General features: G+C 56.0%; 24 protein-coding genes. 11 read left to right on the top strand and 13 right to left on the bottom strand.

What is annotated here, in order from left to right; genetic code table 11:
• Window positions 1-35: 35 nt before the first annotated feature.
• Window positions 36-566 carry an N-acetyltransferase gene (locus BM279_RS11260; RefSeq protein ID WP_093503743.1) on the bottom strand — a complete coding sequence of 177 codons (531 nt, stop codon included), beginning with the start codon at window positions 564-566 and terminating at the stop codon, window positions 36-38.
• Between the two features lie 127 nt (window positions 567-693).
• Window positions 694-897 carry a hypothetical protein gene (locus BM279_RS11265; RefSeq protein ID WP_093503745.1) on the bottom strand — a complete coding sequence of 68 codons (204 nt, stop codon included), beginning with the start codon at window positions 895-897 and terminating at the stop codon, window positions 694-696.
• A 158-nt stretch (window positions 898-1,055) separates the two neighbouring features.
• Between BM279_RS11265 and BM279_RS11270 the strand changes: the two genes are divergently transcribed.
• Window positions 1,056-2,177, top strand: a complete 1,122-nt coding sequence (locus tag BM279_RS11270; protein ID WP_093503761.1) for a hypothetical protein — start codon at window positions 1,056-1,058, stop codon at window positions 2,175-2,177.
• 46 nt (window positions 2,178-2,223) lie between these two features.
• Here BM279_RS11270 and BM279_RS11275 read toward each other — a convergent pair whose 3' ends face one another.
• Together BM279_RS11275 and BM279_RS11280 are read right to left on the bottom strand one after the other, a co-directional pair.
• Entirely contained in the window at window positions 2,224-3,024 is an 801-nt protein-coding gene (locus BM279_RS11275) for a hypothetical protein (protein ID WP_093503763.1), read from the bottom strand.
• A 59-nt stretch (window positions 3,025-3,083) separates the two neighbouring features.
• Window positions 3,084-3,548 (bottom strand): 3'-5' exonuclease family protein, encoded by a 465-nt coding sequence (locus BM279_RS11280; RefSeq protein WP_093503765.1) that lies wholly within the window; start codon window positions 3,546-3,548, stop codon window positions 3,084-3,086.
• Between the two features lie 186 nt (window positions 3,549-3,734).
• Between BM279_RS11280 and BM279_RS11285 the strand changes: the two genes are divergently transcribed.
• The gene (locus BM279_RS11285; RefSeq protein WP_093503767.1) at window positions 3,735-4,559 is read left to right on the top strand and encodes an abortive infection family protein; all 825 of its coding nucleotides are present in this window, start codon (window positions 3,735-3,737) and stop codon (window positions 4,557-4,559) included.
• 95 nt (window positions 4,560-4,654) lie between these two features.
• On the opposite strand, the gene BM279_RS11290 is transcribed toward BM279_RS11285, so the two are convergent.
• The 5 genes from BM279_RS11290 to BM279_RS11305 all read right to left on the bottom strand — a co-directional run bounded on the left by BM279_RS11290 (window position 4,655) and on the right by BM279_RS11305 (window position 12,420).
• A complete protein-coding gene (locus BM279_RS11290) occupies window positions 4,655-6,319 on the bottom strand; it encodes a serine/threonine protein kinase (protein ID WP_167363130.1) in 1,665 nt (554 codons plus the stop codon).
• 136 nt (window positions 6,320-6,455) lie between these two features.
• Window positions 6,456-6,629 (bottom strand): hypothetical protein, encoded by a 174-nt coding sequence (locus BM279_RS23375; protein ID WP_167363131.1) that lies wholly within the window; start codon window positions 6,627-6,629, stop codon window positions 6,456-6,458.
• Complete coding sequence (locus BM279_RS11295; RefSeq protein WP_093503771.1) at window positions 6,626-7,045, bottom strand: hypothetical protein; 420 nt, start codon at window positions 7,043-7,045, stop codon at window positions 6,626-6,628. The genes BM279_RS23375 and BM279_RS11295 overlap by 4 nt, the downstream gene beginning before the upstream one ends.
• Before the next feature lie 48 nt (window positions 7,046-7,093).
• Entirely contained in the window at window positions 7,094-11,989 is a 4,896-nt protein-coding gene (gene mobF / locus BM279_RS11300) for a MobF family relaxase (protein WP_093503773.1), read from the bottom strand.
• Window positions 11,986-12,420 carry a hypothetical protein gene (locus BM279_RS11305; protein WP_093503775.1) on the bottom strand — a complete coding sequence of 145 codons (435 nt, stop codon included), beginning with the start codon at window positions 12,418-12,420 and terminating at the stop codon, window positions 11,986-11,988. Before BM279_RS11305 ends, mobF begins: the two co-directional genes overlap by 4 nt.
• A 355-nt stretch (window positions 12,421-12,775) precedes the next feature.
• Between BM279_RS11305 and BM279_RS11310 the strand changes: the two genes are divergently transcribed.
• The 7 genes from BM279_RS11310 (at window position 12,776) to BM279_RS11340 (ending at window position 19,216) form a co-directional block, all read left to right on the top strand.
• The gene (locus tag BM279_RS11310) at window positions 12,776-13,318 is read left to right on the top strand and encodes a hypothetical protein (protein WP_093503777.1); all 543 of its coding nucleotides are present in this window, start codon (window positions 12,776-12,778) and stop codon (window positions 13,316-13,318) included.
• Window positions 13,319-13,346: 28 nt separating this feature from the next.
• On the top strand, window positions 13,347-14,069 hold the full coding sequence (gene stbB / locus BM279_RS11315) for a StbB family protein (protein ID WP_093503780.1): 723 nt from the start codon (window positions 13,347-13,349) through the stop codon (window positions 14,067-14,069).
• Between the two features lies 1 nt (window position 14,070).
• Window positions 14,071-14,835, top strand: coding sequence for a hypothetical protein (locus BM279_RS11320; RefSeq protein ID WP_093503782.1), 765 nt, complete (start codon window positions 14,071-14,073; stop codon window positions 14,833-14,835).
• A 28-nt stretch (window positions 14,836-14,863) separates the two neighbouring features.
• A complete protein-coding gene (locus BM279_RS11325; RefSeq protein WP_093503784.1) occupies window positions 14,864-15,238 on the top strand; it encodes a hypothetical protein in 375 nt (124 codons plus the stop codon).
• The gene (locus BM279_RS11330) at window positions 15,238-15,726 is read left to right on the top strand and encodes a hypothetical protein (protein WP_093503786.1); all 489 of its coding nucleotides are present in this window, start codon (window positions 15,238-15,240) and stop codon (window positions 15,724-15,726) included. The genes BM279_RS11325 and BM279_RS11330 overlap by 1 nt, the downstream gene beginning before the upstream one ends.
• A 77-nt stretch (window positions 15,727-15,803) precedes the next feature.
• Window positions 15,804-18,359 (top strand): type IV secretory system conjugative DNA transfer family protein, encoded by a 2,556-nt coding sequence (locus BM279_RS23460; protein WP_208604533.1) that lies wholly within the window; start codon window positions 15,804-15,806, stop codon window positions 18,357-18,359.
• On the top strand, window positions 18,356-19,216 hold the full coding sequence (locus tag BM279_RS11340; protein WP_093503789.1) for a hypothetical protein: 861 nt from the start codon (window positions 18,356-18,358) through the stop codon (window positions 19,214-19,216). The genes BM279_RS23460 and BM279_RS11340 overlap by 4 nt, the downstream gene beginning before the upstream one ends.
• A gap of 202 nt (window positions 19,217-19,418) precedes the next feature.
• Here BM279_RS11340 and BM279_RS11345 read toward each other — a convergent pair whose 3' ends face one another.
• Window positions 19,419-19,910 carry a hypothetical protein gene (locus BM279_RS11345; protein WP_093504269.1) on the bottom strand — a complete coding sequence of 164 codons (492 nt, stop codon included), beginning with the start codon at window positions 19,908-19,910 and terminating at the stop codon, window positions 19,419-19,421.
• Between the two features lie 599 nt (window positions 19,911-20,509).
• Between BM279_RS11345 and BM279_RS23150 the strand changes: the two genes are divergently transcribed.
• Together BM279_RS23150 and BM279_RS11350 are read left to right on the top strand one after the other, a co-directional pair.
• Window positions 20,510-20,746: a hypothetical protein gene (locus tag BM279_RS23150; RefSeq protein ID WP_143103586.1), complete on the top strand. Its 237-nt coding sequence runs from the start codon at window positions 20,510-20,512 to the stop codon at window positions 20,744-20,746.
• Between the two features lie 4 nt (window positions 20,747-20,750).
• Window positions 20,751-22,922: a hypothetical protein gene (locus BM279_RS11350; RefSeq protein WP_093503792.1), complete on the top strand. Its 2,172-nt coding sequence runs from the start codon at window positions 20,751-20,753 to the stop codon at window positions 22,920-22,922.
• 40 nt (window positions 22,923-22,962) lie between these two features.
• Here BM279_RS11350 and BM279_RS23155 read toward each other — a convergent pair whose 3' ends face one another.
• Genes BM279_RS23155 through BM279_RS11355 form a run of 3 tightly spaced genes read right to left on the bottom strand, consistent with a single transcriptional unit; the run spans window position 22,963 to window position 24,261 of the window.
• Window positions 22,963-23,385, bottom strand: a complete 423-nt coding sequence (locus BM279_RS23155; RefSeq protein WP_143103587.1) for a hypothetical protein — start codon at window positions 23,383-23,385, stop codon at window positions 22,963-22,965.
• Between the two features lie 31 nt (window positions 23,386-23,416).
• The gene (locus BM279_RS23380) at window positions 23,417-23,575 is read right to left on the bottom strand and encodes a hypothetical protein (RefSeq protein WP_167363129.1); all 159 of its coding nucleotides are present in this window, start codon (window positions 23,573-23,575) and stop codon (window positions 23,417-23,419) included.
• Window positions 23,575-24,261 carry a YiaD family glycine zipper/OmpA-like lipoprotein gene (locus BM279_RS11355; RefSeq protein WP_093503794.1) on the bottom strand — a complete coding sequence of 229 codons (687 nt, stop codon included), beginning with the start codon at window positions 24,259-24,261 and terminating at the stop codon, window positions 23,575-23,577. Before BM279_RS11355 ends, BM279_RS23380 begins: the two co-directional genes overlap by 1 nt.
• Window positions 24,262-24,518 lie beyond the last annotated feature (257 nt).

Here is a 24,518-nt window from a genome sequence, read left to right on the forward strand (position 1 = left end):
ACACCTCAGTGTCGATAGGTTTGATATTCATCGTATTAGGCATTGACCTGGATGACAAGTCGACCATCTTCTGTGAAGTCGAATCCAAGCTCGCAATACCAAGGAACTGCCAGGGGTTCAGGGTCTTGGACCTCGATCTCCGTGCATTTGATCATCCGAGCGTAGTAGTCGATGGCCAAGAGGGCCAATGGCGCGACTTCGCCCTTCAATGGATGCGACTGGTCGGGCTTGCCTTCAAGGAGAATGATTTTGATGCAGATGCTGCTCTGCTTGGGTGTTGCATAGCAGAGGCCGCAAAGCTCTGGCCCATACCACAGCGACAGGTCAAAGCCTTTGCGATCCGTCGCCTTCCAAGAAGAGACATCCTCCCATGGATACAGCTCGGACTCTTCGCCCCAGAGGTGACAGGCCTCGATAGCCTCATCGGTGATCGGCTCGAATCTAACCTGGTGCGGATCGATGCCTTCGCGTAGCAGGTCAGGCTGTTCGCGGAGAAGCTCAGCTGACAGATTCCGAGCCTGAGAACGGTACGTCTGATAGCGAATGTCGTTTTTATGGGACTTCATGTCGAGACAGTTTCACTGGATCCATAAGCGAAAAAACCGGCGCTAGGCCGGCTTTTCTCCCTCGCGCAAAATGGTCGCGCCATACCGATCATGAGGGTTAGTTGTCGGGCCGCAGTGTCGCGCAAGATCAGTCCTGATGCAATGTCGCCTGCCTGCGCTCTTCCTTCCTGACCTCCTCCTGGAAGGCCTCATCGAGCAAGCTCGGGCGTTTCCTCCAGGGCTTGCGTTCTGGCTCTGGCTGAGCCGCGTACGTCACGACTTCGCCGCCGTAAACCGTTTCAAACCTCTGCCTCTGGCGCTCCAACTCGGCGCGCAGTTCATCTTTCGTCATGCGTGTTCCTAATTCCGCCAACTGATCCGGGTAGTAAGCTCCGTACCCGGGCACATGCCCGTGCGTGACGTGAAAATGCTGCACCTCACTCGCAACTCCAGCATGAGCTATACAACCTGTGCTGGCACAGTGCCTGCGTCCCTATGGAGCCAACTGAAATGGACAAACGCTCATTCGCAATAGCCCTTACGCTTATATCGCTGCAGGTGCTCGCAGCAGAGCCCGACAACCAACAGATGCTTGATACGGAAATCTCAAACACCCAGCTTTCGTCCCCAACATCGTGCACGTTGAATAACGGCAACAATGTGGACGCCATCAAAGCCAAGTTCACCGAAGTCATTAGCTCAGAAAAAAGCAAAATTGAGCAGGAAGCTAAAGCAATTAAAGATGACATGCCAGAGCTAAATCCGGGTGAGGCTGCCATACAAGTAGATTTTACATTCCGTGACGAGCAAATGGAGCTGATCTTCGACCTTCCATCAGTCACGATGGTTGACACGCCTATGTCGATGGATTTTCCTGAAGTTACGATGAAAACCCAAACGTGGTCGTGGGACGTGCCCCAGACGACAATGGAGCTCCAGTGCACACCAGGTGTCCCCGAAACTGTCGTCGAAGGTGGCACCTGCGAGGCGTTTGGAATTTCCTTCAGCTGCCCGAAAGTTACCATCCGACCAGGTAAGGATATTTGCCTTCATGTCCCTGTGATCACTATGGCTCGGCAAGAGGCAAAGCTTGACGTTCCTGAGTTCACGATGAAAAGACAAGACTGGGTTATCGGCGTACCCGAAACACGAATGGAACGTCAGCGCGTTGTTTTCAACTACCCAGCGCTTGTTGTTACAGATGTTAAAGCAACTAGCGCGGACATGGAAAAGCGTAGCCAGGAATTGACCCAGCGCTCAAAAAACACCTTCGCTGGCATCAGCACAGCAATGAAGTCGGAGATCACTCTGGCCTCCATGCAAAACATCAACAAGTCATTTAATTGCCAGAAGAAACAGCTGGCCGCTCAGGTTCGGAAAGCCTACGACGACCTCAATGCCCTGAGTGCAGGGGCGCAGGCTTCCGTTGATCGAGCTCGCGCGATGAAGGCTACACCTGAGATTTTGAGCACTCTTGGCGCTTCGAGTGAAAAGTTGAAAGAGGCGAAAAAATCCTTGCTGACTCAATATGCAAAGGCGCGCCGCGATATTGAGGCAAAACGTAAGGAGGTGCTGGTGAAAATGAGCGACTCGCTTGGCGAGCAGCAGCACGTCGCAGCAGTGACACAGTAGATCGGCTACCTGCCAGAGGCTCGTTAGGCAGGCGGTAACTGCCTGCCTAACTCTTCATTCTCAAGGTCGGGGCGACTGAGGAATACATCGGCCCTGTGTAGTGGATGGGTTCGCCGTTGATCTCCTCGGCCATTCGGTTTTTCGCGTCCATCCAGTCCTGAAACACCTCGACGCGCTCATTGATCAGGGGGTGACCCTCGGCAGATGCGGCAACCAGAAACGCGATCGCCTGACCCACCTCAACACAGACCAGCAACCCTAGGTTGACGTGCCAACTGTTTCGCCCATAAACGCCCGTCAACGAAAAGCCGTGCATCTCATCTTCGAGTGGGCCGGTGTCCTCCAGGTGATCAATCACAGATTTCCGATTGGGGTGTGCGCCGAAGTCGATTGAGGCGTCATAGTGCGCCTGGACATACTCAGCCATCACAGGGTCGATCACCCTGAGCTCTTTCACGGCCTTCGCGACTGTGAACGTGTCCCGGCTGCTCTTATGAGCTTTCTCTGAATCATGCCGATGGAACCAGATGTCGGCCTTCGCTCCGTCACGGGCAATCAAGAATGCGTAGCAGGCTGATTCTAAGGCTGTGCGTGCAATTGGATACGTCGATACGACATGCCCCGACAGCGCCTGCCGTACTGCGCTCAGCAGCATGGTGTAGGCATTCATCACCAACAGACAGGCCGTTGGGTGCACCTCGAAATCCTGAGCGAATATCTCACGCTGGAATATCTGGTCCATCTGCTCAATCAGGAGCATCAGTTGAGGTGGTTCGGATGCGTGATCCTGGGCATTTTCAAAGGTTGCGACCAAGTAGTCCTGCAGAGTGCCGGCGTTGATTTTCATCGTGCTCCGTCCTTGTACGCAAAATCACAGATATGTGATTAAGCGTACACGAAGCATCGTCATGCGGGGTTGGTTTTCTCGGCGAGAGCGGCGAGTAGGCGGGCATCCTGGAGGGCGTGGTGGGGTGGCTCGTCGCCGCTGTAGGTGGCGTTCAGGTCGATGGGCAGATGCCCAGGTTCCGGCTGTACGTTTGCCGGTAGGCCTGTAGGGCCTGCAAGCCACAACAGCAGGGGCCAGTCGTGATCGGGGGCGTCAGTGATTACCTCAACCGGCCCAAGGGCCTGCAGGAACGCCAGCAGCTCGGCCCTGGACTGGTCGGTGGTGCGACCGTATCGGGCGCGATCGAGGAGGGGAAGAACGGTATCTATCACAAACGGCGAGCAGTCTTCCGCTGACCAGGTATCGGTCAACTCGACGTAGAACTCTGGGCCTCCAGGAACTACCAGGGCGAGGCTGATCAGCTGTGCGCGGTAGCGGTTGAGGGTGGTGAACTCGGTATCTAAGTAGACGCGGTGTGTCGTCATCCGAGGTTGCTCCGTTGAGCTATGCACCGTGCATCGGTCTTCGCCCCCATTCCCACCCGCTTTCGGCCCAAAGCAGACCATGGACACTCTATATGCACGCCAGTAATGTGGGCATAGGTCATATCAGCTCGGAACAGCCAGTGGCTGCGCTTTTGTCTTAAAAGGTTAGGGAGAAAACCAGGCACCATGGCAAACCGACCTCCACTTACGGACGCTATTGTCGTAGCGATTTCACGCCTCGTTGATGACTCACAAACTGAAAAGCGTGAGCCCACCCACTCTGACATCGAGTTCCAGATCGATCAGGCCAAGCTCGCGTCCGCAGATCCTGGAAGGTTAAATAACAAGCCCACCGGAAAATCAAAACGAGTGCGCGGCACCCTGAGTTGGGCGCTATCGAATAATCCCGCTGCCGGCGAGTTGCTTGTTTCTGGTCTCATTTCTACTGTCCAAGGCTACGGCGGATTTCGCCCAACCTCCAGCAACTACTGCGGCACTGAGGCAATCACAAACCTCATCGCGGTATTTGCTGCACAAGGCTGGGTTCTTTCGTTGGATGGATCACTTCAGCCGCGAGTATTGGACTCACTGATGGGCAAGGCTCTTACTTCAGCGCTGCAGGCTTATGCTGACCGCGCACGGCGCGGTGCTTTGGACAGCCCACTGTTAGCTGGCACAGCCAAAGACCTGCTGGAGGCAACAGCTGCTCATGTGCTGGTGGAAAAGTGGGGTTCGTACCCAAGCACCTCCAATTTTCCAACGTTGTTAGGTCAAGCATTTACGGCCCTTGGCCTCGCCACGCCAAGCGATCCAGTAGTCGCTGGTGAACCTGTCAATAGGCGAATGGAGCGCGCCGCATATGACTTGGGCTGCGCCTTGAACGCTCTACGTAACAAAGAGGGCACTGGTCACGGACGGCCTTGGATTAGCGGGATCAATCCCGCCCAAGCTCGTTTTTCCATTGAGTCCATGGGCAACATTGCGTCATTAATGCTTGACACGCTGACATGAGATTTCCGTTTCGGTGGGTACGACGCATTTTCTAAGGTCGTCCAATTGACCTATGCACCGTGCATAGGTCAATTGGTGATCAGTTGGTCCGTTATCTAGCGAGCGAAGCCCTGCTGCAATTCTGACAAGTCGATGCGAGCTGCCTCTCTGTTTGCGGCCAGATGGCGTTGTCGGGTCCATTGTCCATCTACGATGACTCCGCTGTGATCACTGACATTTGGAAGATCAAGATGACTTGGCATGCTTGATCGTTTAGCCACCAGTAGCACGAAACTCGAACGGAGCACATCCTGAACCGTCTGGTCGCCTAAAACTCTCTCAAGTAAATGCTCTCGATGTACAACCGGCTGAGCGCAATCATAGACAATTGTGAATACCGGGAGATTGAAGACGCGGGACAGTTCAATTGCTTCATCCCACGAATTTGTAAGGCGATCTCGGAGAACATGAAGTCCTGAAAACTCAGGGGTCAAATCTATCGGCTCATGCTTCATCACACGAAGTATGTCCGTGATGACGGCCTCCTCCAGGACGGAGGATGGTGACAACTTCTCTAGGTCAATGCCGATCTCTACCCGATGCACCTCGCCTGAGAAGTTATGCCAAACAAGATCCCCGCCGGCTATCTCCACCCAAATATAGGTGCACAGCCGATAGGCGCCTTCCATATCCCAACGGATTCGCACAAAGCCGAGCTCAGCTTTAGGAACAATATCCACTTGCTGGGCAGTCAAAAGTCCATTGCTTTTGACTGCAACATCCTTGTACGCCGCCATTGCCCACTCCAGCGCTTTACGTACAAGCTGTGATCGATCTCCACGGCTTTGAATGGACCGATCTTCCATAAGCCGCTGTAGCTGCTCATGCTTGTCGGCCGGCTCTGGCTCAGAATGCCTTGTGAGGATCTTGCGTAAACCGTCCTTCATTTGCTCTGCGGTCAGGAACCGTTTATTGACAGGTACCGCGAATGCTTTGTCGAAGAAGCTCCGAATGCCGCTTCGCTCAAACCCTGAGAAGTATCGCAGCACGTCCGCTCTCTGATGGGGAAGCTTCTCCTCCCCGTCTACTAGCTGGGTCGGATTCCTATGGGTGAAGAGAAAGAAGAAAACACCGGCAACCACCGTGAGATCGGAAACAGGGCTGCGCTTGTCTTTACTGCCCCCTTTCAACTCCGGTAGCGATAGGAATCTATTTCCAAGCTCATTACCCTCCAAAGTAAGTGGCTTTGGCATATCCAAGTTCTGATCGTATGCGATGCCAAAGTCAATCAGTACAGGGCAAAGCACATCACCCTCTCGCATGATAATGTTGTCCGGTTTGATGTCACGGTGGAGAACTCCTGCAGCATGCGCATGAGCCACCGTATCCAGTAGCTTGAGCGTGACTTCGATCATCTGGTCGAGACTGAGCTTCCTATTTCGACTGAGCCAGTCACGCAGAGTGCTTCCTTCAATAAATTCGGTTGCGATATATAGTCCGACGTTTTTGTCAGCGTGAAGATGAGTATTGGACTCGATCATTCGAGGGACTTGAAGCCCTGAGAGCGAGTTGTAAGAGCGAGCCTCACTATAGAATCTGGCACGTCGTTCGCTACGATCCTCTTTGAGGATCTTTAAGAAAGCGATCTGCTGATCCTCCTTGCGAACAGCCTTGTGCCCTACTCCTTGACCGCCCTCACCGACCCCTTCCTCAAGAATCTCCCAGCGCTCGTTGAACGAAGCAGTATCAATCCATTGTTCGCGTGACGACTCAGGCTTCACCTTCCCCACTCCTAGTTCATCTGTTGAAGGCTCATCGTACTGGAAGGCTTAGCGCTAGTGGCGTTGGAGGAACTGATAGCTGGCTATGCATGGAGAATTCTGTATTTCGATAGGCAAAGCCCCTCCTTCAGAGAACTCAACCAGGCAACTGGGCCTTGATCTCGACGAGCAGATCGATGATCCGCGCTTGCTCTCGTGGGTCTGCCGGGGCTGCTGCCTTGGCTACTGCTTCCGGTTGTTCCAGCAGAGTTCGCAGCGCATCGCGGTCGTTTTCGTTCAGATCGAGGGCAAAAGTTGTCCGAACGGTCATTTTAATTGCCCGTGCAATGTCAGTTGGATACCAGCTGTTTGGCACTTAGCCATCAGTGCCGAATTGTCGTAACAAAACAGTTCGACTCGATCCCGGACGCTGCTGGGCGCGTCGTCGAAAAGCGCGTTGCGCAGATCCAGGAGAACGGCCTCGGTCGGTGGCCACGGACTGAATAGCGCCAGGTGCCAGCTGGTGTTGGCATCACCTGGTAGGCCGAGGATGTGGCTCGGCACGACAAAGGCGGCGCTGACTGGAACCACGAGGTTGGCGATGGTCATGGTCAAAATGAACGGGCCGGCGAGGCCATTGCCTGGAGAGACACGCAGCTCCGCGAGCTGCGCCTCCAGGTTCGCGATTTGGTGATCGCGCATCTGTTCGGCTAAGTGCCGAATTTCAAGCATGGAAGTTTCAGACATGGTTTCTTCCTTTCGTGGTTAAAAGGGGGTTGCCGCCCCCTGGGGGTGTTACATGCGGCGGGGCTCTGGCCGGAATTCGGCTTCATGCTCCGCGGCGTGTTCGGGTTCGGTGGACTGGGCCGGCGTAGCCGCTGCAGGCGCTTGTTCAATCTGTGCCGGCGTGGTCTTGATCTCGGTCGGCTCGGGGGTCATGCCTTGCAGGCGCTGCACGCCTTGGTTCGGGTCTTCGCCGAGCTGCAAGCCGATGCGCTCACGCACGTCCTCGATCTCAGCATCAGGAAAGCGCTCGGCCAGCCGAGCGGAACGCTTCGCGGTGAGGTTGTCGCCGCCTTGGTCGCGATCGTAGGCCAGGGAAAATCGGCGGATATTGTGGCGCTCGGCCAGGGCGATGATTGCCGCCTCGGTATTCGAACCAGGTTCGCCTGTGGTTCCCACGAACAGGATCCGCTGACGCTCTTCAGGGGTGGCCAGTTGATAGGTGCTCAGAACGTCTACGCCGCCTTCGCTGAAGCGGATTTCGATGGGGTTGGCACAGCGAGGGTTAGCGAGATAGATGCCTTTCTCTGTATCAGTCGTGAAGCCTTTGAACTGACGTAGTTCGCCGTCGATCATCTGAGCCCCGCGGTATTCATAACCGCAAAACTTGCCTTCCGCGTCGATGTGAGGGAACACAGCAGATCCGTGTTTGCTGGTACGCCAGCGCGTTTCCGCCAAGACTTCAGGCGAGATGCCCCGCTCCTGGCTCAGGTAGATGTCGCGCCGCCCCATGAATCCGAAAGCCCGATAGTGACCTTTCGTGCTGGAGGCGATTGTCTCCTGCCGTTCACGCTCCTTCTGCTGACGTTTCTCATCGCGTGCCCGGTCGATACGGGCCTGCTCTTCTGGTGATTTACCGAGCGACGGCAGTACGCCGCCCTGGAACGCACGAACATCGTCCTTGGCCTGGGCGAAGGTTCCGCCCCTGACCTCCTGGTAGAGCTTGAAGATGTCTCCGCTCTTGTCCGCATGACGGTCATGCCAGATCCAGTTGTCATCAGTGGCCTGGTAGATGTCGTATTTACCTGCACCGTAGCGAAAGACTGCATGGCCCTTGTACGAGGCCTGCTTGTCGTACTCCATACCCAAATGAGCGGCGTAAGCGGTCAGGTCAACGTCGAGCTTCATCGCGGCTATTTCACGGGCGTCGGCTGCTTTGTCGAATTTCATGGGGCGAGCTACTCCCGAATCAGGAACCGCCCGTCGCACTCCACCAGGAGAGTGTCGATCAGTGCGTGCATTACCGGGCAATAGACCCTCACGTCGCCCTCCGGGATCTGCTGCCAAATCGCATGTGGACAACGTACGCAAACCGTCTGTGGGGGCTCGCCCTGCAGGGCGCTTAACGTGGCCGAAAGGACGGGAGAAGGCTTCTTCGTTTGCTGCTTCACCGGCGCCGGCGGCGCGGTCAAATCGGCCAAGGCTGCCGGCAACGGTTTGGCTACCGGACTCGGTTCGGGGTTCGGATCGGGAAACTCCATCACCGGCGGCGACAGGTCGTCCGTCAACTCGGAGATATTTGCCGAGGCTGGCAACGGGGGCAGGTCGGGCAGGATCGATTCGGACATAGCGGGCCTCCTGGGGCTCTGGCTTGATCGGTTTCAATTTCGTTGTGAAGAGGGCGGGTTTCATGCCCTGGAGCGTTTCGCACAGGTCGCGGCGGTGCTCGGGCGTCTCGGTCGCGCCGGGGTTTGTCCAAGGCACGATTTCTACGCCTGGAGCTGGGTTTTCAGCGGCGACTACGGCCACGCGGCGGGCATCGGCTGGCCAGGCCTGTTCGTCGGTGCGAAGGTCGACGACGGCAGCGCCGAAAGCCTTGGCGTGCTCGATCTCAGATTGCACGGGAAGCAGGACGGTGATGGATTGCCCGGTTTTTTCCTGCGGCAGGGCCTTCGCCTGGCCTGGGAATTGGAAGAGTGACGAAACATCCTGGAGGCGATCGAGGACTGATAGCTTCTGAGGGGTTAGCTTGAACGGCTGCCCGGTTTGTACGGATGCACGGATCGCTTCGCGGGCCTGCGGCATCAGGTCAAGGGCGTTGTCCTTGTAGACGTATTCCGCAGTCGACTTCTTGAAGGACAGCCAGTTGGCTTCACTCAGATAGGTTTTGCACCCATAGATCCCGCGCGTATAAGCCGTGTACCAGGACTTGAGGGATGCATGCGCCGGCAAGTAGTAGGCGGCCATCACCGTGCAGCCTTGCGCTTTATGGCCGGTCAGACAGTATCCGAGCTGAAGCGCCTCGTACTCGCTAGAGTTGATCTTGACCGTCTTCCCATCGTCCCGGGCGATGGTGAACAAAATGTCCTCGATCTGATCACCGTCGACTTCACGAGTGACACGCTCGATACCCAGAACAGTGCCGAGGTCGCCGTTGTAGACAGGTTCGCTCTGAGCATCCTTGGCCGTTTTGCGCAGCAGCAGTCGATCGCCAACAGCAACCTGGATCGTGAAGCGCTCCCCGGGAAGTACCTCCGTTTCGATACTCACGCTGCCCTCAACCCGCAATTCACCACGAGCGAATCGGGCATCACGGATCTTGTCGTTAAGCGCTCTAACCTGTTCGTTGGTGTCAGCCAGGACGAGGATCTGGGACCAGTCCAACTCTCGAACAACACCATCTTTTCCGGGTAGGCCGGTTTTCATGTCGGCAAAAACATCGCCAACCAGTTCGTCGGCCTCGTACACACCATCGGAGAAAACCTTGAGCTGATCGTCGCGCTGCATGTACCGAATTGCGTCGCTCACCTTGCCTTCGTATAGGGCCTGGGCAGTCGGCTTGAACTGTTCAACCTGGCGGGCGATGGTTTCGATCTTGGCGCAACGGTCGCCAACAGCATTATGCAGAAGGCCGAACAATGCGGCGGTTTCCACCGCATCATGCTGGTTTCTGTCACCGACGCAGATCAGGCGGGCGCCCGCCTGATGGCACGCAACCACCAGGTTATGCATCTGGTAGGTATCCAGCATGCCGGCCTCATCGCAAACGACAATATCGCCGCGACCGATGAGATCTTGCTGTTTGAAACGCTGCCCGGCCTGCTGCGCGGCAAGCGCGTTCTGGTGCTTGATCAGCAACGAATGGACGGTTTGAGCCTGGATTCCGGTCGACTTCGCCAGCTCCGTCGCTTGCTTGTTTGCGGGGGCAACGCCAATGACTCGCCGGCCCTGCGCTTTGAATGCTTCGGCGTAGACTCGGAAGGTCGGCGCCAAGGTGGCCGACTTACCCACGCCAGCAGCCCCCTTCAGGAATGTGTACTGGCCTGAGCCGGTCAGATCGTACGCGGCCTGACGCTGTTCCTGGGTCAGCTTGAAAGGCTTCTCTCCGGGCTTTTGGGTTGCCTGCTTTTCTGTTTCATAAGCGTCGATTACACGGTCAACCAAGGCGCGATCAACATTCCAACGGGGATCATTCAGACCGGCATAGACCGCCTTGAGGCAGTCGGCCTCCAAGGTAATGAACTCCTTCGTCGTGTAACGCCGCGGCGGCGTCCGGCCGTTATCGTCCGGTTGCTGGGGGATCTCGATAAGGCCGAGCTGCGTGAAGATCTCCGACTTGGTTGCCGCGATTTGATCCAGTCCACCTTTACCGATGGTCAGGTGTGCGGCTGCGGAATCGATCGCGAATTCATCAATGACAGTGGAGCCGCGGAACACCATGCGCTGCAGTTCGGCCAGGCTCGGTGCCTTCAGGTCTGCTGCTGTGGATGCTTTCAGCTTGATTGTGGGGATCGCTTCGCGCCAATGGGCGTCCAGACTGTCGCCCAACTCGATGTCTTTCGCATCGCGACTTCGGACAGCGATCGCCTGAGCGGCCGCTTGGCCAGAGGTGGCCATCGTCTTCTTCTCGGTCTGGATCTGCTCGCTGCGCTTGGAGAACTCGGCTACGAGTTGCTTTGAGACTGACGCCTCGTTGAGGCGAAGACCGTGCCCGCTCCAGTCGACGACCATCGCCGAGGCCAACTCTGGTAGGCGTGCCTGGAGACGCTGAAAAAAGGCCACGTCGACGACTGCACCAAACTCCTTCTGGCTCTTGTACAGCCACCCCGCATCGAGGGTCAGGAACTTGCCATCGATGGTGCGAACGAAGTTCGGACGCTCCAGGTGTACATGCAGCTGAGGATCAGGGAAGTCCTGGCCGGGTGCGCGACGGGCAGTGCAGTGGGCATATGTGAGTGTGACGCAATCACCGGTGACCGACTCGGCCCCCTGGGCGCCTTCACGCCCGCGAATCCGGCCAGTGCGATGCTCATTCTCGATCGCATCGTTCACAGCACCCATCATGCATTCCTGGATCACTCGACGGGTTCTGTCGTCGGTCTGTGCCCAATAGAGGCTGATTGACTTCTGAAGGCTCACGCATGAGGAGAAACCGAGAACAGGGTCCTTTGCCGCTTGTTCTTTGCTTTCCTTCTCCAGGCGCTCCAGATCACCGGCTTCGAGTTGCTTTTTCGAGGATGGATTTGCCTTCTTCGATTCAGCTTCCTGAATAGCCTTGTAGATAGACTTTTGGCGCTTCTCGTCCAGGAACGCCTCGCCAGTCCGCGGGTTGATTCCACGGAAAAGCGCCAGATAGTCGCCGTCCTGAGGATGCTCACCAAGGCCCAGCTTTGCAGCCAGCGGGCCAGCAATTCCAGACGCTAGAGTGTCGTTACCGGACTTGTGGTAGTAGTCCTCCCGCCCCGTACCCTGGTCACCCTCAACCTGGCTGACGATGGAGGCGATCTCGGCATCGACTTTCGCCAGCTCGGCAGCCATGACCGCATCTGTCACGCCGCGCTCTGCACCCAAAGCAATGCGCTCCTCGCGCAGTGCCTGGAGCTCCTTCAGCTTCTTTTCGAAGTAGCTGGCCTTGGCCGCAAAGTTGCCGGCCGTGGTCTTCTGGTTGCTCATCCCATAATGGCTCATCGATCGATCTCCATGCCTGTCTGCTCAGCAATGAGCCGATCCATGACCATCGGTACCAGCCGATTGAGCATCGGCTCAACGGTGTCGGCGAGCAGTTCAGGCCGGCGCTCGGCCTGGCTGGCGAGAACCTGCAACACCAGATCAGGAAGAGCGGAGCCCAGAAGGGAAGCAACGGACTGGGTGATTGCACCGGCCATCGACGCCACAACCGGACCATCGAGGAGGATGGGAATAGGTCGGAAAGGCTCGGCAGAGAAACGCTGCGCCTCCAGGAAGCCGGCGATTTCTTCGTCTGTGCGCTGGGACATGAGGGCATCGAGCACGCGGCCTTGAGCGACGCCCAAGCGCGCGGAAAGGCGCTCCAGGCGCACGACCGCAACTTCATCTAGGTACTGGGTCGAGGTCTTTGCCCCGGCCTTCTTCCGCGCCATTTTCCTTTTCCCTTCTGAGAACGCTTCTCAGGTAGACAGCACTATGCCGGCGTACCTTGCTTTTGCTTTGTCTGCTTTCCGGCTTGGAGTCCGCGCTGTGCGCGGGATCCGGGCCGACGCGAAGCACCCGAAGGGTGCAGATGTGTTAAGAAAACCCCAATGCAAAACCACAATAATCCAGTAAAACCACTTTAGCAATACCAGAAAAACCACAATATCCACCACGCAAAACCAGAATAAACCATTGACGGCCAGATAAATCCAGCTTTAAATCGTCGCCAAGGGGTGTGTAAAACCAGATAAACCCACTAACATCCAGTTTTAGCCATTAACAGCACACTGGAGGAGAACGGGAATGTTCAAACGCCCTGAGGACCTGATCGCGGAACAACAGGAAGCCGAAGAGATGGCTGCAGAACTGGAGGCATGGCTCGCGAAAGAAGAAGCCACGGAGCAGAAAAATCGGCGGGGGGCGGGGTATCGCCTACTGAACCCGGTTCGAGCACAGATCGCTCTGCTGATGCAGCGCGGGAAGACAGTTAAGGACATTCACCGTGCGCTCGATGAAGCGCTCGGCATCAAGGTGGACCTGAAGACAGTTCGCAAATTCATGGTCGACCACATGCCCGAGGAATACGCCTCGTACCTAGGCGCAACGAAACGCGGCAAGAAGGAAAACCGTGTTTTCAGGGATGAATCAAAGCCGACTGATGAGGAACTACAAGCTCCGCTGACCCCGGTCGAGCAAGCTGAAGTAGACAAGTTTCTAGGGTCGGCAACCCTTGAAACACAAGTTAAACCCGCTGAACCGTCTGCAAAGAAACCGCCGCTTACAGCTGGCGATCTTCGGGCCATGACGGGGCAGATTGACCCTGAGACGTACCGATCCGACGAGTAGTCGGGACAACCACGAAAGGAAGAGAAACATGCGCGTAGCACTCGTCAACCTTGGCGGCAACCAAGGCAAGACCACCCTCGCAGTTAACCTGTTCGCCCCGCGTATGCCGGAAGCGAAGATCCTGGCTGTTGAAACGATCAACGCTGCCGGTGGCGACCTTGGTGCTGCTGTTGAGCAGCTGAAGGGTGAGCAGTTCGCCCGTATCTATGCCGAACTCGCCGCGGCCGATGAGCTGATCCTCGATGTCGGTGCATCCAATATCGAAGACTTCCTGGTCGGCCTCAGCCGCTTCGAAGATGGCCACGATGAAATCGATCTCTTTGTCATTCCGTGTACTTCGGATACCAAGGAGCGCACTGAGGCCATCAAAACCGCCCACATGCTGAGCGCGCTCGGCGTCCCGGCCGAAAAGATCCAGTTTGTCTTCAACCGCGTAGTGGATGGGGTAGAAGCCGAATTCGGTGACGTGCTGAATTTTGCGAAGAAGACTGGTTTGGCTCAGGCCAATCCAGCATGCGTAGTCCCGGAATCCGAACTTTTCGCGCTCCTCAGCGACCGGAAAATGAACATCGTTCAGGCTCTGGCGGATACCACGGACTACAAGGCTGAGCTGAAAGCAGCAACGCGCAGCGACGACAAAAAGGCCTGGCGTCGTGCAATGGACATGCTGGCCATTACCAAACAATCCAAGTCGATGGATCGCCAGCTCCAGCATGTGTTTGAACTGCTGACCTCGCCGGTAGGTGCCTGAAATGAGCGCGCTCCCGATGAATGTTGGCGATGCTGCTCTCACTCGGGAGCAGCTCATGCTGCGAGAACTGTTCCAGGATCACTTTAAGTTAGCTGATCAGTTCGAGGCTGCCGCACAGCAGGTCGCTGCTGTTGAACGCTCGCTGCACGGCACAGGCGAACAGGCCGGCTTGGCTGAGTTGCTCCTCGATGCCGCTGGGCAGATCCGTGGCGCAGCTTCGACCATTCAGGGAATGAACCTGGATGGTTTCTCCCAGGTGCTCGATTCACTCTCCCGTCAAATTGCAGGCCTGCCAAGTCGCCTACTGAAGCCGGCTGATGAGATGGATTTCCGTGCCTCGCTGCGCGAGGGGATCGCCCAGGTTCTCGCCGATTCGATCATCGACGCGAAGCTCCAGGTCGAGAGTGAAGCGGTTGATGTGGCAATTAGCGATGTGGCTAACCGCATCAAAGCTGCAATGGCTCAGATGGGTGAAAGCTCGGCGAACTACTTCGCCGAGCGAAACCAACTTAAGGGCCAACTCGAAGCAGAGAGGGAGAAGAACGCCGCGCTTGTGAAGCGTATGGCGTATTTCGAACAGGACAAAGACAACGCTCTACGGCTGCTTTCCTCTGAATTCGCGAACGTGAGCAAACGCTCCGGTAGCGCTCGAATGGTCGATGTCGGAGTCGGTGCATTGATCGCGCTCGTGGTTTCGCTGAGCACCCTGTACCCAGCTGCTGAGCAGTACCTCAAAACCCCATCGCATAACCACCAACAGCGCTAACGCGCACAACCTGCAGGAGAAAAATCGCATGGGTACTCATAGCGATGATGAAGACTTTCGCGGCCGCAAAAAGCAGGCGCGCATTCTCGGCTACGACGCCGAGGCCTGGATCAAGGCCAAACGCGAGGAGCGCGAGCAGTTCAAGGCTGCCGAAGGCACCGACATGGACGGACTCGACAAGTTGGCCCGTGATCCCCGGATGGATGAGATCCATAAGGGCCACGTCGATCGGCAGGCCGCCTCGGACAAGGCGCATGAAAAAGCCGACTCGGACAAAGCGGAAGCGGCGGGCCAGCGTGAAAAAAACGAGCGCACCCTCGTGCCGATGAACGAGATCAGCGAGTTGGAAAAGCAGGTAGTCCAGGGAAACGAGGAACAACAAGCACAACGGAGATCGATGTGATGGATATGAAGAAAATTGCGGTGATGATCGCCGCCCTGTTGGCGAGCGTTTCTGTGTCGGCCTGCCCTCTCAGCGAGTGCATGCCCGAGCTGGCTGGCTCGAACGAGGATAAGGCTTATGTCGTTGCGATGGGCAAAGACTGGTTCGAGCGGATGCAGGATCTGAAAGATCCAGTTCAGGCGATGCAACATACCGCGCTGATCGCATCGCGCCTGCAAGTGGCAATGATCCAGGCCGAAAACCGGGCTCTGCGGCGCGCCCTTGAAACAGGCAAAGAGCCCGACTTCACGAGCATGCGTCAGTTGCCTTCGTATCAGAGTCTGCATGACGCGATCGCTTCGGATGTGCTCCAGGTGCTGACGACTGGGCGCATGCCGCAGCTCGATCGACTCGATCAACGCATCCACGCGAGTGTTCTGCGATCGATGATTGAGGAAGCTGCTGAAGAACTAGGCCAGCCGCGTAAACCGCGCCGGATCATCGAGTGAAATAGGTGGCTCACGAGAGCGGCAACTCTCGTGAGCCGGTTTCGCGGTAGGGAAAACCCACGAAAGGAAGAAATTACATGGTAACGCAATTTCAGAAGTATATGAAAAGCCTGCTCATCTGGGTCACTGATCCAGAAGCAGCTAAGCGCGCCTGGCGGGAGCGCCGCACGCTGGCAATTCGCGCAGCTCTCGGCCCGCAACTCAGTGCTGACACCCGCGGTTGGCCGGTCAATCAGATCCTGCATGACGATGTGATCGAGCCTTTGCCGTCAGATCGTGCGGCGCTGACGCGCCGCGCCTTCTACGGCCGAGCTGCATTTCATGCCGGCGCCCGCCTCCAGCGCCGACTGCGTGCCCGGAATTTTGCGCTCAGCATCGGCACGCTCTTTATCGTGTCTGCTACGGCGTACCTGCTTGGTCGCAACGGCTCCAGCCTTGCATGGCAGTGGGGCTCGACGGCTGCAGGTCTGTGCATTGCGGGCGCCGGCGCCTATGTTTTCCGCTTATCTCTCGGCCTTTCGCCTGCAGCTTGGCGGGCGATGGTCCCGGCCGGTGAGTTGCTGACCAGCGAAGAGATCCAGGACGTGAAGGAGTTCGGTGCTCGCGTGCTGCTGCGCGTCACGCCGCCACAGTCACCGGCCGACCTGGTGGGTTCGTATCGCTCCTGGACGTACGACCGCGACGGCAACCCTGTCGATGGTCAAATCGTCCCTGACGATCTGTCTGTTTCGTATTTGCGCAAGGCGTTGGTTGATGAGTCGGTGCCGATGGCTGTCGCTGGCATTGCGATTCTGCTGGCCGGCCTGTTCGTGGCGACAGACTCGTTGAGTTGGTTCATCGCGCCTGTTGCCGCCGGCGGCGCCGCTGTTTGGTCATTCCTGGCCATTTTCGATCTGGCGTCGATCGCTAAGACTCGCGCCGCAGCTGCTCGCGAGGCGCTCGCTGTAAGCGCTTACCCCAAGCTGATCGAACAGGAAGGGAAGTCGAAGTTTGCGGACTTTGATCGCGCCCTGGATGAACAGCTCGAACGAGCGATGGCCGAAAAGTCGCTGTTCATCAACCTGGGCATTGCTACTGATCTCTTTGCTGAGCGACGTGATCCGTACAGCCCGCCTCAAGCGGGCATGCCATTTGGCCTGTCTGTTGCGGACCTTTCTACCCACATGCTCGCGCTGGGCCAAACCGGTACCGGCAAAACGGCTGCTGTGATCCGCCCCGTTGTATGGCAATGGCAGGTTGCCAACGCGGGTGGGCTGCTGGTCCTCGATGGTAAAGGCCAACTGCCCAAGGAGTTGGTTGGCCTTCCAGGCTTCCAGGTGATCAGCCCTGAAAACACTGCGTTCAATCCAATCCAAGGGCTCATGCCGGATGAGGTGGCGGAAACACTGTTCAAGCTCTTCTCGTCCGATAAGGGAAACGCCGGCGACGTTGCCGGAAACGAATGGGAGCAATTTGCGCGGGAATTGCTGCGCAGCGCCTCTAAGGTTCTGGCAATGATGAATGCCATCGAGCCCGATGAATGGCCGTGGACTCTGGGGTCAATCTACAAACTGGCATTCGAGTCGAACAGCCGCGCACGTGCTAAGCAAATCATCGAAGAGAACAGCAAGTGCTTCGATCTTCTCCCTGGCCATCTCCGCCGTGCCTACAGCGCATTCATGACTCGCCACATGGAAAAAGCGAACGAAACACGCTCTTCCATTGAGCTCAATCTGGAGACCTGGTTGGGTACGCTGATCAACGATCAAGAGCTCGGGGCATGGGCTGACACCGTTGAAGGCGTCGAGATCGAGGACTGCCTTTATGGCGCGATGCTCGGCCTGGCTCTGCCAGACAGCCAGACTGGCGTTGCCATCTCCGCTCTTGCCAAGCGCCGCTTCTACAGCTCGATCAAGCGCCGTGGCGATGGCTGGAAGGCTGAAGGCCAAGTGCCTGTGCTGCTGGTGATCGATGAGGCGCAGGATCTGGTGTCGCATGAAGAGTTGGCGATCCTGCCTAAAGCCCGTTCGCTCGGCCTATGTGCGCTGTATTCGACTCAGGGGCTCGATGGTCTGCAGGTTGCTCTCCAGGACGAACAGGCGACGATCATGCTGCTCGATCAGTTCCGTTCTGTAGTAACGCTGCAGGTCGGTTCTGAAATGACTCTCGACTACGTGTCGCAGCGTCTGGGCGCTGCGCCTCGCGTAGTGTTCACCGAAGTCGCTGCGAACTCCACCGACCCGGTGGCCACCGCCAATCTATACGGCGCCAATGCTGGTGGTTACTCCACCGGAACCCTGGCTGCTAAAGCGCAAACGTCGGACGAGATGATCAAAGTTGGCCGCTCCTATAGCCATGTTGGCCAGGCGATCAGCACCGTAGCCGAGTTGGCGAAGAAGCTGGGTGCCGAACAGGCTTGGCAGCAACTGCCCGCCGCGATTCGCCGCGAACGGCCAGCCGGCAGCGTGAAGATTGGCGAAATCCCGCTTGTTTCACCGGATGAGATCCGTTCGCTAACGATGAATAAATTCACGGCCCTGGCTGCAGTGAATCGCTGCGGCACAATTCGTCGCGCCCAGATCCGTTTGAGCCCGATGTTCGCCTTCCCAGTTGAGATGAAAACCGAACAGGCCACCGAGGAGGCTGCAGCATGAACAACACATCCGCTCATCTCCTCGCCCAGCACGGCGAGCTGCTCCAAGTCGGCCCAGTTGTCACCGGCCAGCCCCTACAGGGTAAATCGGGGCGATTCCTGAAAGCTCTTGGCGCAGCAGCTCTCTGCATCTCGATTGCCGCTGGCGCAGGATACGTAACCCAAGGTATCCGTGAGGAAGCTGCTCGTGTTGCTGCTGCGGAGAAGGCCGAGGCGGAACGCCTAGCCGAGGAACAGCGCATTGCTGCGGCGCAAGTTGCCGGCCTGCAGAAACGCCTGACGGCTATGCAGACCCAGATCAGCACCGAGCGTGATGCCCTGCAAGACCGTTTCCAGCGGCTGCTGGCGGACAAGGATAAAGACCCGGCCGTGGCCGAAATGCTTCGCCGTTATCCGGCGCCTTACAAACCGCTCCAGAGCATTGATCCCGTCGCCTTCGACGCATTTATTGATGCGGATCGCGATAGCTGGATTGCTGCTGGCACAAGTCCGAAGCTCGATGAGCACTACCAGGTAGAGCGTGCCAAGCTGCAGGCCGGTGCTGATTACCTGCGGTACATCAACGAGGCCCTGGAACTGATCGATCAGGGCAAGCGCCTGCCAGCCTGGATGGGTTATGAGCGCTTTGCTTCTGGCTCTGAAACCGAGACTCGTGAGCTGAAAGATCACGGGTCCCCGGCGAAGCCGGAAACTCTTCGCTCTGTGCCTGCGGCGCCGGCCGCGCCGGTTGCACCGGAGCCGGTGATGCCGCTGGAGACGCCTGCGGCATCAGCTCCAGCCGCTGCACCCGTACCGACGGCGAAGGCGCGCACGGCACCGACTGGTGTGCCTGGAAAGGTCCAGGTACTGGACTGGTAGCCTGGTCGGCTCGCGCCTTAAAGGATCCCGGCCTCGGCCGGGTTCTTTATGCCCGCTGTGCGGGCTTCAGCCCAGAAGGGAAAACGGTGTGTGCCGGATTCGTGTTGACGCCCAGCACCGCGGGCAATACCCTTGTCAGCAAGAATAACCCCCACGCCTCGGGCCGACTCTGCCGGTACTGCGCACCAGGGGGTTAGTTTTTTCAGCTCTGCCTCTCCTCGATCTCGTACCTGGCCAGCAGCGTGGCCATCTCCTCCAGGTGCTCGTCGTACTCATCCAGTAGCACCGGATCTGATGCCAGACCAAGCAGATAGTCAGGCCCGAACTCTCCCGCAAGCGCACCTCTGAGCATCCAGTCCAGGTACAAGGGCCGTAGCACCCTCCACGCCAGCCCGGGTTTCCCGTCCGGCCAGTAAAAGCGGTGATCTGTCGTCGACACGAAAGCGCACCTCTTCCCCCAAGTCACATAGTCCACTTCCCAGAAGATGCCGATCGCGTCCAGGTGAATCGCAAACCACTGCGAACCGCTGGGCTCTTTCGATGGCCATGCTTTCCAGGCTTGCGGGTAGGCGTTGCTGGCCAGGCCAGCGAAAGCCGCTCCCGGGTAGTAAATCATTCGATCTCGGCCTATCTGCATGACGGGCACGGTGCGGTCGATGTGATCGAGGAGAAGATCGGCGAGGTGGGGTTTCATCATTGGCTGGATGCTACCGGGCCACCCTGCCCCGCTCAATTCCCAGCAGGATCGAAAATTCTCGATAAAATACATTATCGTTATAAATCTTCAGCTGCTCTGGGAGAGCACCAATGACATGGCGCGTGACCGTTGAAAAGGATGAAGTCCGGTATTAAACAAAACGCTCTCAAAGCCCCTTCCAGAGGGGCTTTTTTATGAGCGGCAAAAAATATTTTCAAACGATTGTTTTAATAATTTGAAAAAGGCCATAAAAGTTATTCTTTCGAGATTGCGTTAATAAAGCAGGTGATTTGTCTAGTGTTTACGCATGGTTGATAATTAATCCATGTAATGAGGACAAGTCATGGCAACAGAAAAACCAGAATCAGAGATTCTTCTCGATAGCATCGAGAAGAAAACACGCCGACTCCGAAAGCTCCCCAAAGATATAGTCAACGCAACAAAGATTTTCGATCTTGTAAGCGGCGATATCGAGCGCCTTGCAACGCACGGCTATAGCTACAGAAATTCACTTTCGTACATAAACAGCCTGTTTTCAGACAGATTCGAGAAAAAAAGTTTAGCGACAATGTGGAGTCGATACAGAGGAAAATCAAATGCTTAAACACTATATCGCTTATATAAAACAGCACCTTAAGCCAGAGCATCTGGCCAAAATTAAACTTGCGATTATCGTTTTTTGCTTGATGACACTAATTATCGGACCACCTCCAGCACCGCACTTGCATGAGCTCATTGAAGGCCATTCTATGAAACCGCAAATCAGCACACCTAAACCGGTAGTATTTGCTCAGATTCCTCCGCCTGAGTTGCCTTACTTCGCAAAGGAATAGCGACATGCCGACTTTCTCAATGCTTGTGCTCTTGTGGTTATTTGGCTCTTGGATGTTCGTTGCTGGTGAAATTCCTGCGGAAGCCCTAGCCGAAGCGACGCAGATCACCCCGCTCACGATCTTCGCTAGCTACTTTTCCATCGTCGGCCTGACCGGCTTCGGCATACTGGCATCATGGGCAATGTTCCTGGGCATCTTCCGGCTCCGCCAGAACGGCAACTTCTTCGGCGCCCGAGACGGCAATGAAGCGTTCTTCTACCCGCTTCGAGTGGTGGCGGCCCTAATTCTCTGTGCACCTGTTATTCCTGTTGGCAGCAGCCAGCATTCACAACAAATTGTTCTTACTCCTGGTCACCAACTGATAGCGGGGATCGCCAAAGCCGGAAGTAACGCAGGAGACGATGCTCAGATTCAATCGTTCAAAGCGATGCACGAATATAACCTGTTCACGAATCCAAACTACGAACCGCAGGTTAAGGAAACTGAAAGCCTGAAGATGGCAAAAAACTGGAGCGCACTTGCATATTCAGCGGCAGGTTACTTCACACATAAAAACCCACACGATCAGCTTAAAGATTTAACTGCTGAAGAAATTGCAAAGCTGCTGATTGAATCGAAGTGGAGAAACCAATACACAAACCCAAACAGCTCTGCATACTACGGTTCCACAGAGGCCACGCCGCCAATCATTGAGTCAATTCTCAAATACACAAACATCCCTCTGATACCGCCTAGCGATGCAATTGCATCAGCCATACTTTACTCATCAAATGAGATCGACAGAAATTCGCTCGGCGAGCAAACAACAGAGTACGAAATGGGATCAGAAAGCGGCATATGCTCCTGGCTTGGTTCAGATTCTTCGTTGTGCTCGAATGAAGTGAACGCGTTGCGCGTACAAAATGAGAAAGCAATATCGGTTGCACTTGCTAAAGCTCAAAGAGAACTTTGGACAAGGCTGTACAAAACTGCCAACTCCGTTAATGCGACAATATTTGACCTTACCTATGAGCAAGAGCAAAAACTTGCGTCCGACATCAACAACTATTATGAAGCAGAAGCTAAGTGGTATACAGCAATTGCTAAAAGCACAATCCGCTCAAAGCTAATTGAAGTCAACATAAAAGCAAGCGAAGCTTTCTTTAGCAGCCTTGAACAATGGGGTTGGATGATGGGCGGGACATTCGTTCTACGCTCTGCAAATGATTTTTCACGAGCTCAAAAGTCAGCCGCAAGCAGCACGTCGAAAATTTATCCTACCACTGCTTTAGCTTCGCTAACTACTGGAGACGACCTAACTAAAATTGCTCAAGGCAAGCTTGAGCTATCTAATGAGAGAGTCATTCCCAATGTAAATATCAAAGAGCTGCTCGGTCTTAATATTCTCGAAAGCGACCCATCAAAAGCAAACCTACATACTGTGTCTGGCTTTGGACGTGAACTTGCTGGTACAGGTCTAATGCTGATTTCTGGTACTGGCGCAGCTAAGTATCTAGGCTTTGATGGCGCGAGCTCTAAGGCACTTACAGTAATCGGTTTTGCTTTGCTACTCGCAGGCGCGATGATTGGCTACGTTCTGCCGGTCGTATTCGCAATTTTCGGCCTCATGGGCGTCATCAGCTGGCTGACCTTTGTCGCATCTGCGTTCTTCGGGGTAACCCTATGGGGCGCAGCTCAGGCAGCACCAAAGGGAGAAGAGCATACGTCTCAGATGGCCGGCAAGGGATGGAACATTCTTGTGTTTATCGGCTTCTATCCAATGCTTGCCGTAGGTGGCCTTGCGGCTGCAGTGACCATCACCAGCATCGGTCTGCCGATCGTGAACACCATGATGGGTGGCCTGTGGGGAATGATGGATAACGGAGTTGCCGATCTGACCCAGCCCTTTGACATGCTCGCGGGCCTTCTTATTGGCTCGGTCATGATGGTTCTGCTCACCTGCATGCTGTTCTGGTCGGTGTGCATGACCTCTGCATCCCTGATCACCAACTTCCCACGCACCGTGCTGAACATGATCTCGTTCTCCGAGCCGGGCCTGAACCCGTACGAGAACACAGCGCAAGGCGTCATGGGCGGCGTTAGCAGCATGGTGAAGGCACCGCTGTCGATGGCTACGCAAGCAATTGCTAGGCGTTTCGTTGGTTCTTTCCCCCGAACGCCCCAAGCTGGCGGTTAAGACTGCCCAAAACACTAAGGGCGCCCTATGGCGCCCTTATTCATTGGTACTTTCTAAATAGACTTGGTATTTCAGCATAAAGAAAAGCTTTCACGCTGCTCGGAAGGTTATCTCCTGGAAATACCCGATATCCATCATCACGAGTGTACTCGACATGCACTCCGTCAAACTGGCAGGGGTCGATATTACCAGGTAAAACTTGGACTGCACTACGACTGGTATAATCCACTTGTATTCCGTCGACAAATGCCCGTGTTACACACGCGTAATTTCCTTCTTCCCGAACTACTTGAAGGTGGTACTTATCACCACGCAGACTCTTCAGTGGTGGTACGTTTTTATTGAAATACGCTGTTGCCTCTGCGTTCCATGAGTCAGGTCTTACTTCCGGACTTTTCTCGCAGCCGCTAACAGCAACCGCTACAGCAAAAGCGACCCCTATAACTCCGATTGCCGTCTTCATTTTTGATACCTCTACTTCTTGATATTCAGTCTTACCGCGTGGGTGGCAGACCCAGTAAGCGCAGCTTCTCGATTTCCTCCCGGCTGGCGGTCGCTGATTCAATCATCAGCGCAGCGTGCTCTAGGATCTCGCCCTGCATGAGAAGCAGGGCGGTATCGAGGCCTGGCAGCGGAGCCAGGCGCAGGGTCATCAGCTGGCCCCCTGTTCCAGGGTACCCGGCTGGATCGGCGCTTTCAGGCGGATCTCAACGCGGCGGTTCTGCGCCCTCCCCTCCTTGCTCGAATTGCTTGCGATCGGCTGCGAAGGGCCGGCACCGTATACCTGGATGCGCGACTTATCGATGCCCTGGCTGATCAGGTGCTTGCCGACACTGATTGCGCGCTTCTGGCTCAGCTCGATGTTGCTGGCGTTGGAGCCCACGCTATCGGTGTGGCCGGTGACCTCGATGTTGTTGTCGCCGTACTGGCGGAAGCTGCCGGCCAGCTTATCGAGGTTGAATTGAGCTGCTGGGCTGAGCTCAGTCGAACCAGTGTTGAAAGTGATCGCGCCGGGCATCACCAGCTTGATGTCGTCCCCCTGGCGTTGCACTTCGATCCCTGTGCCTGCGGTCGCCTTGCGCAATTCAGCTTCCTGTCGGTCGGCGTAAGCGCCATAGCCAGCGCCTGCCAGGCCACCGATACCTGCGCCGATCAACGCACCCTTGCCACGGTTGTCCTGGTTGATGAGCGCGCCTGCAGCTGCGCCGGCCAGGGTGCCGATGCTGCCCCAAGTCAAAGTTTGATTGCGACTACCGTCCTGATCGGTCGGGCCAATGCCAGCGCAGCCAGCGAGAGAGAGGATGCTGAGGATCAGCGATGAGGTGATGAGTTTTTTCATGTGTCGAGTCCTTTACTGCGACAGGTTGATTGAAGTTGCACGCGATTGCATGCGAAGCCGATTGAACGGCGGATCAACTTGAGGTCACAGCGAGCACTCGACAGAGCATTTCTTTTAATTGCCTAGCCTCCCCTGTCGCTGATCCTGGGAGGTTCGGTATATAGCAACTGCTCAAACAAAAAATCTTAACTTAATTATAATCCTCAAAACTCATCATACAAGCACCACAAACAAAAAAGCGATGACTTTTACACACT

The sequence above is a fragment of the Phytopseudomonas straminea genome, assembly GCF_900112645.1.
GTDB classification, from domain to species: domain Bacteria; phylum Pseudomonadota; class Gammaproteobacteria; order Pseudomonadales; family Pseudomonadaceae; genus Aquipseudomonas; species Aquipseudomonas straminea.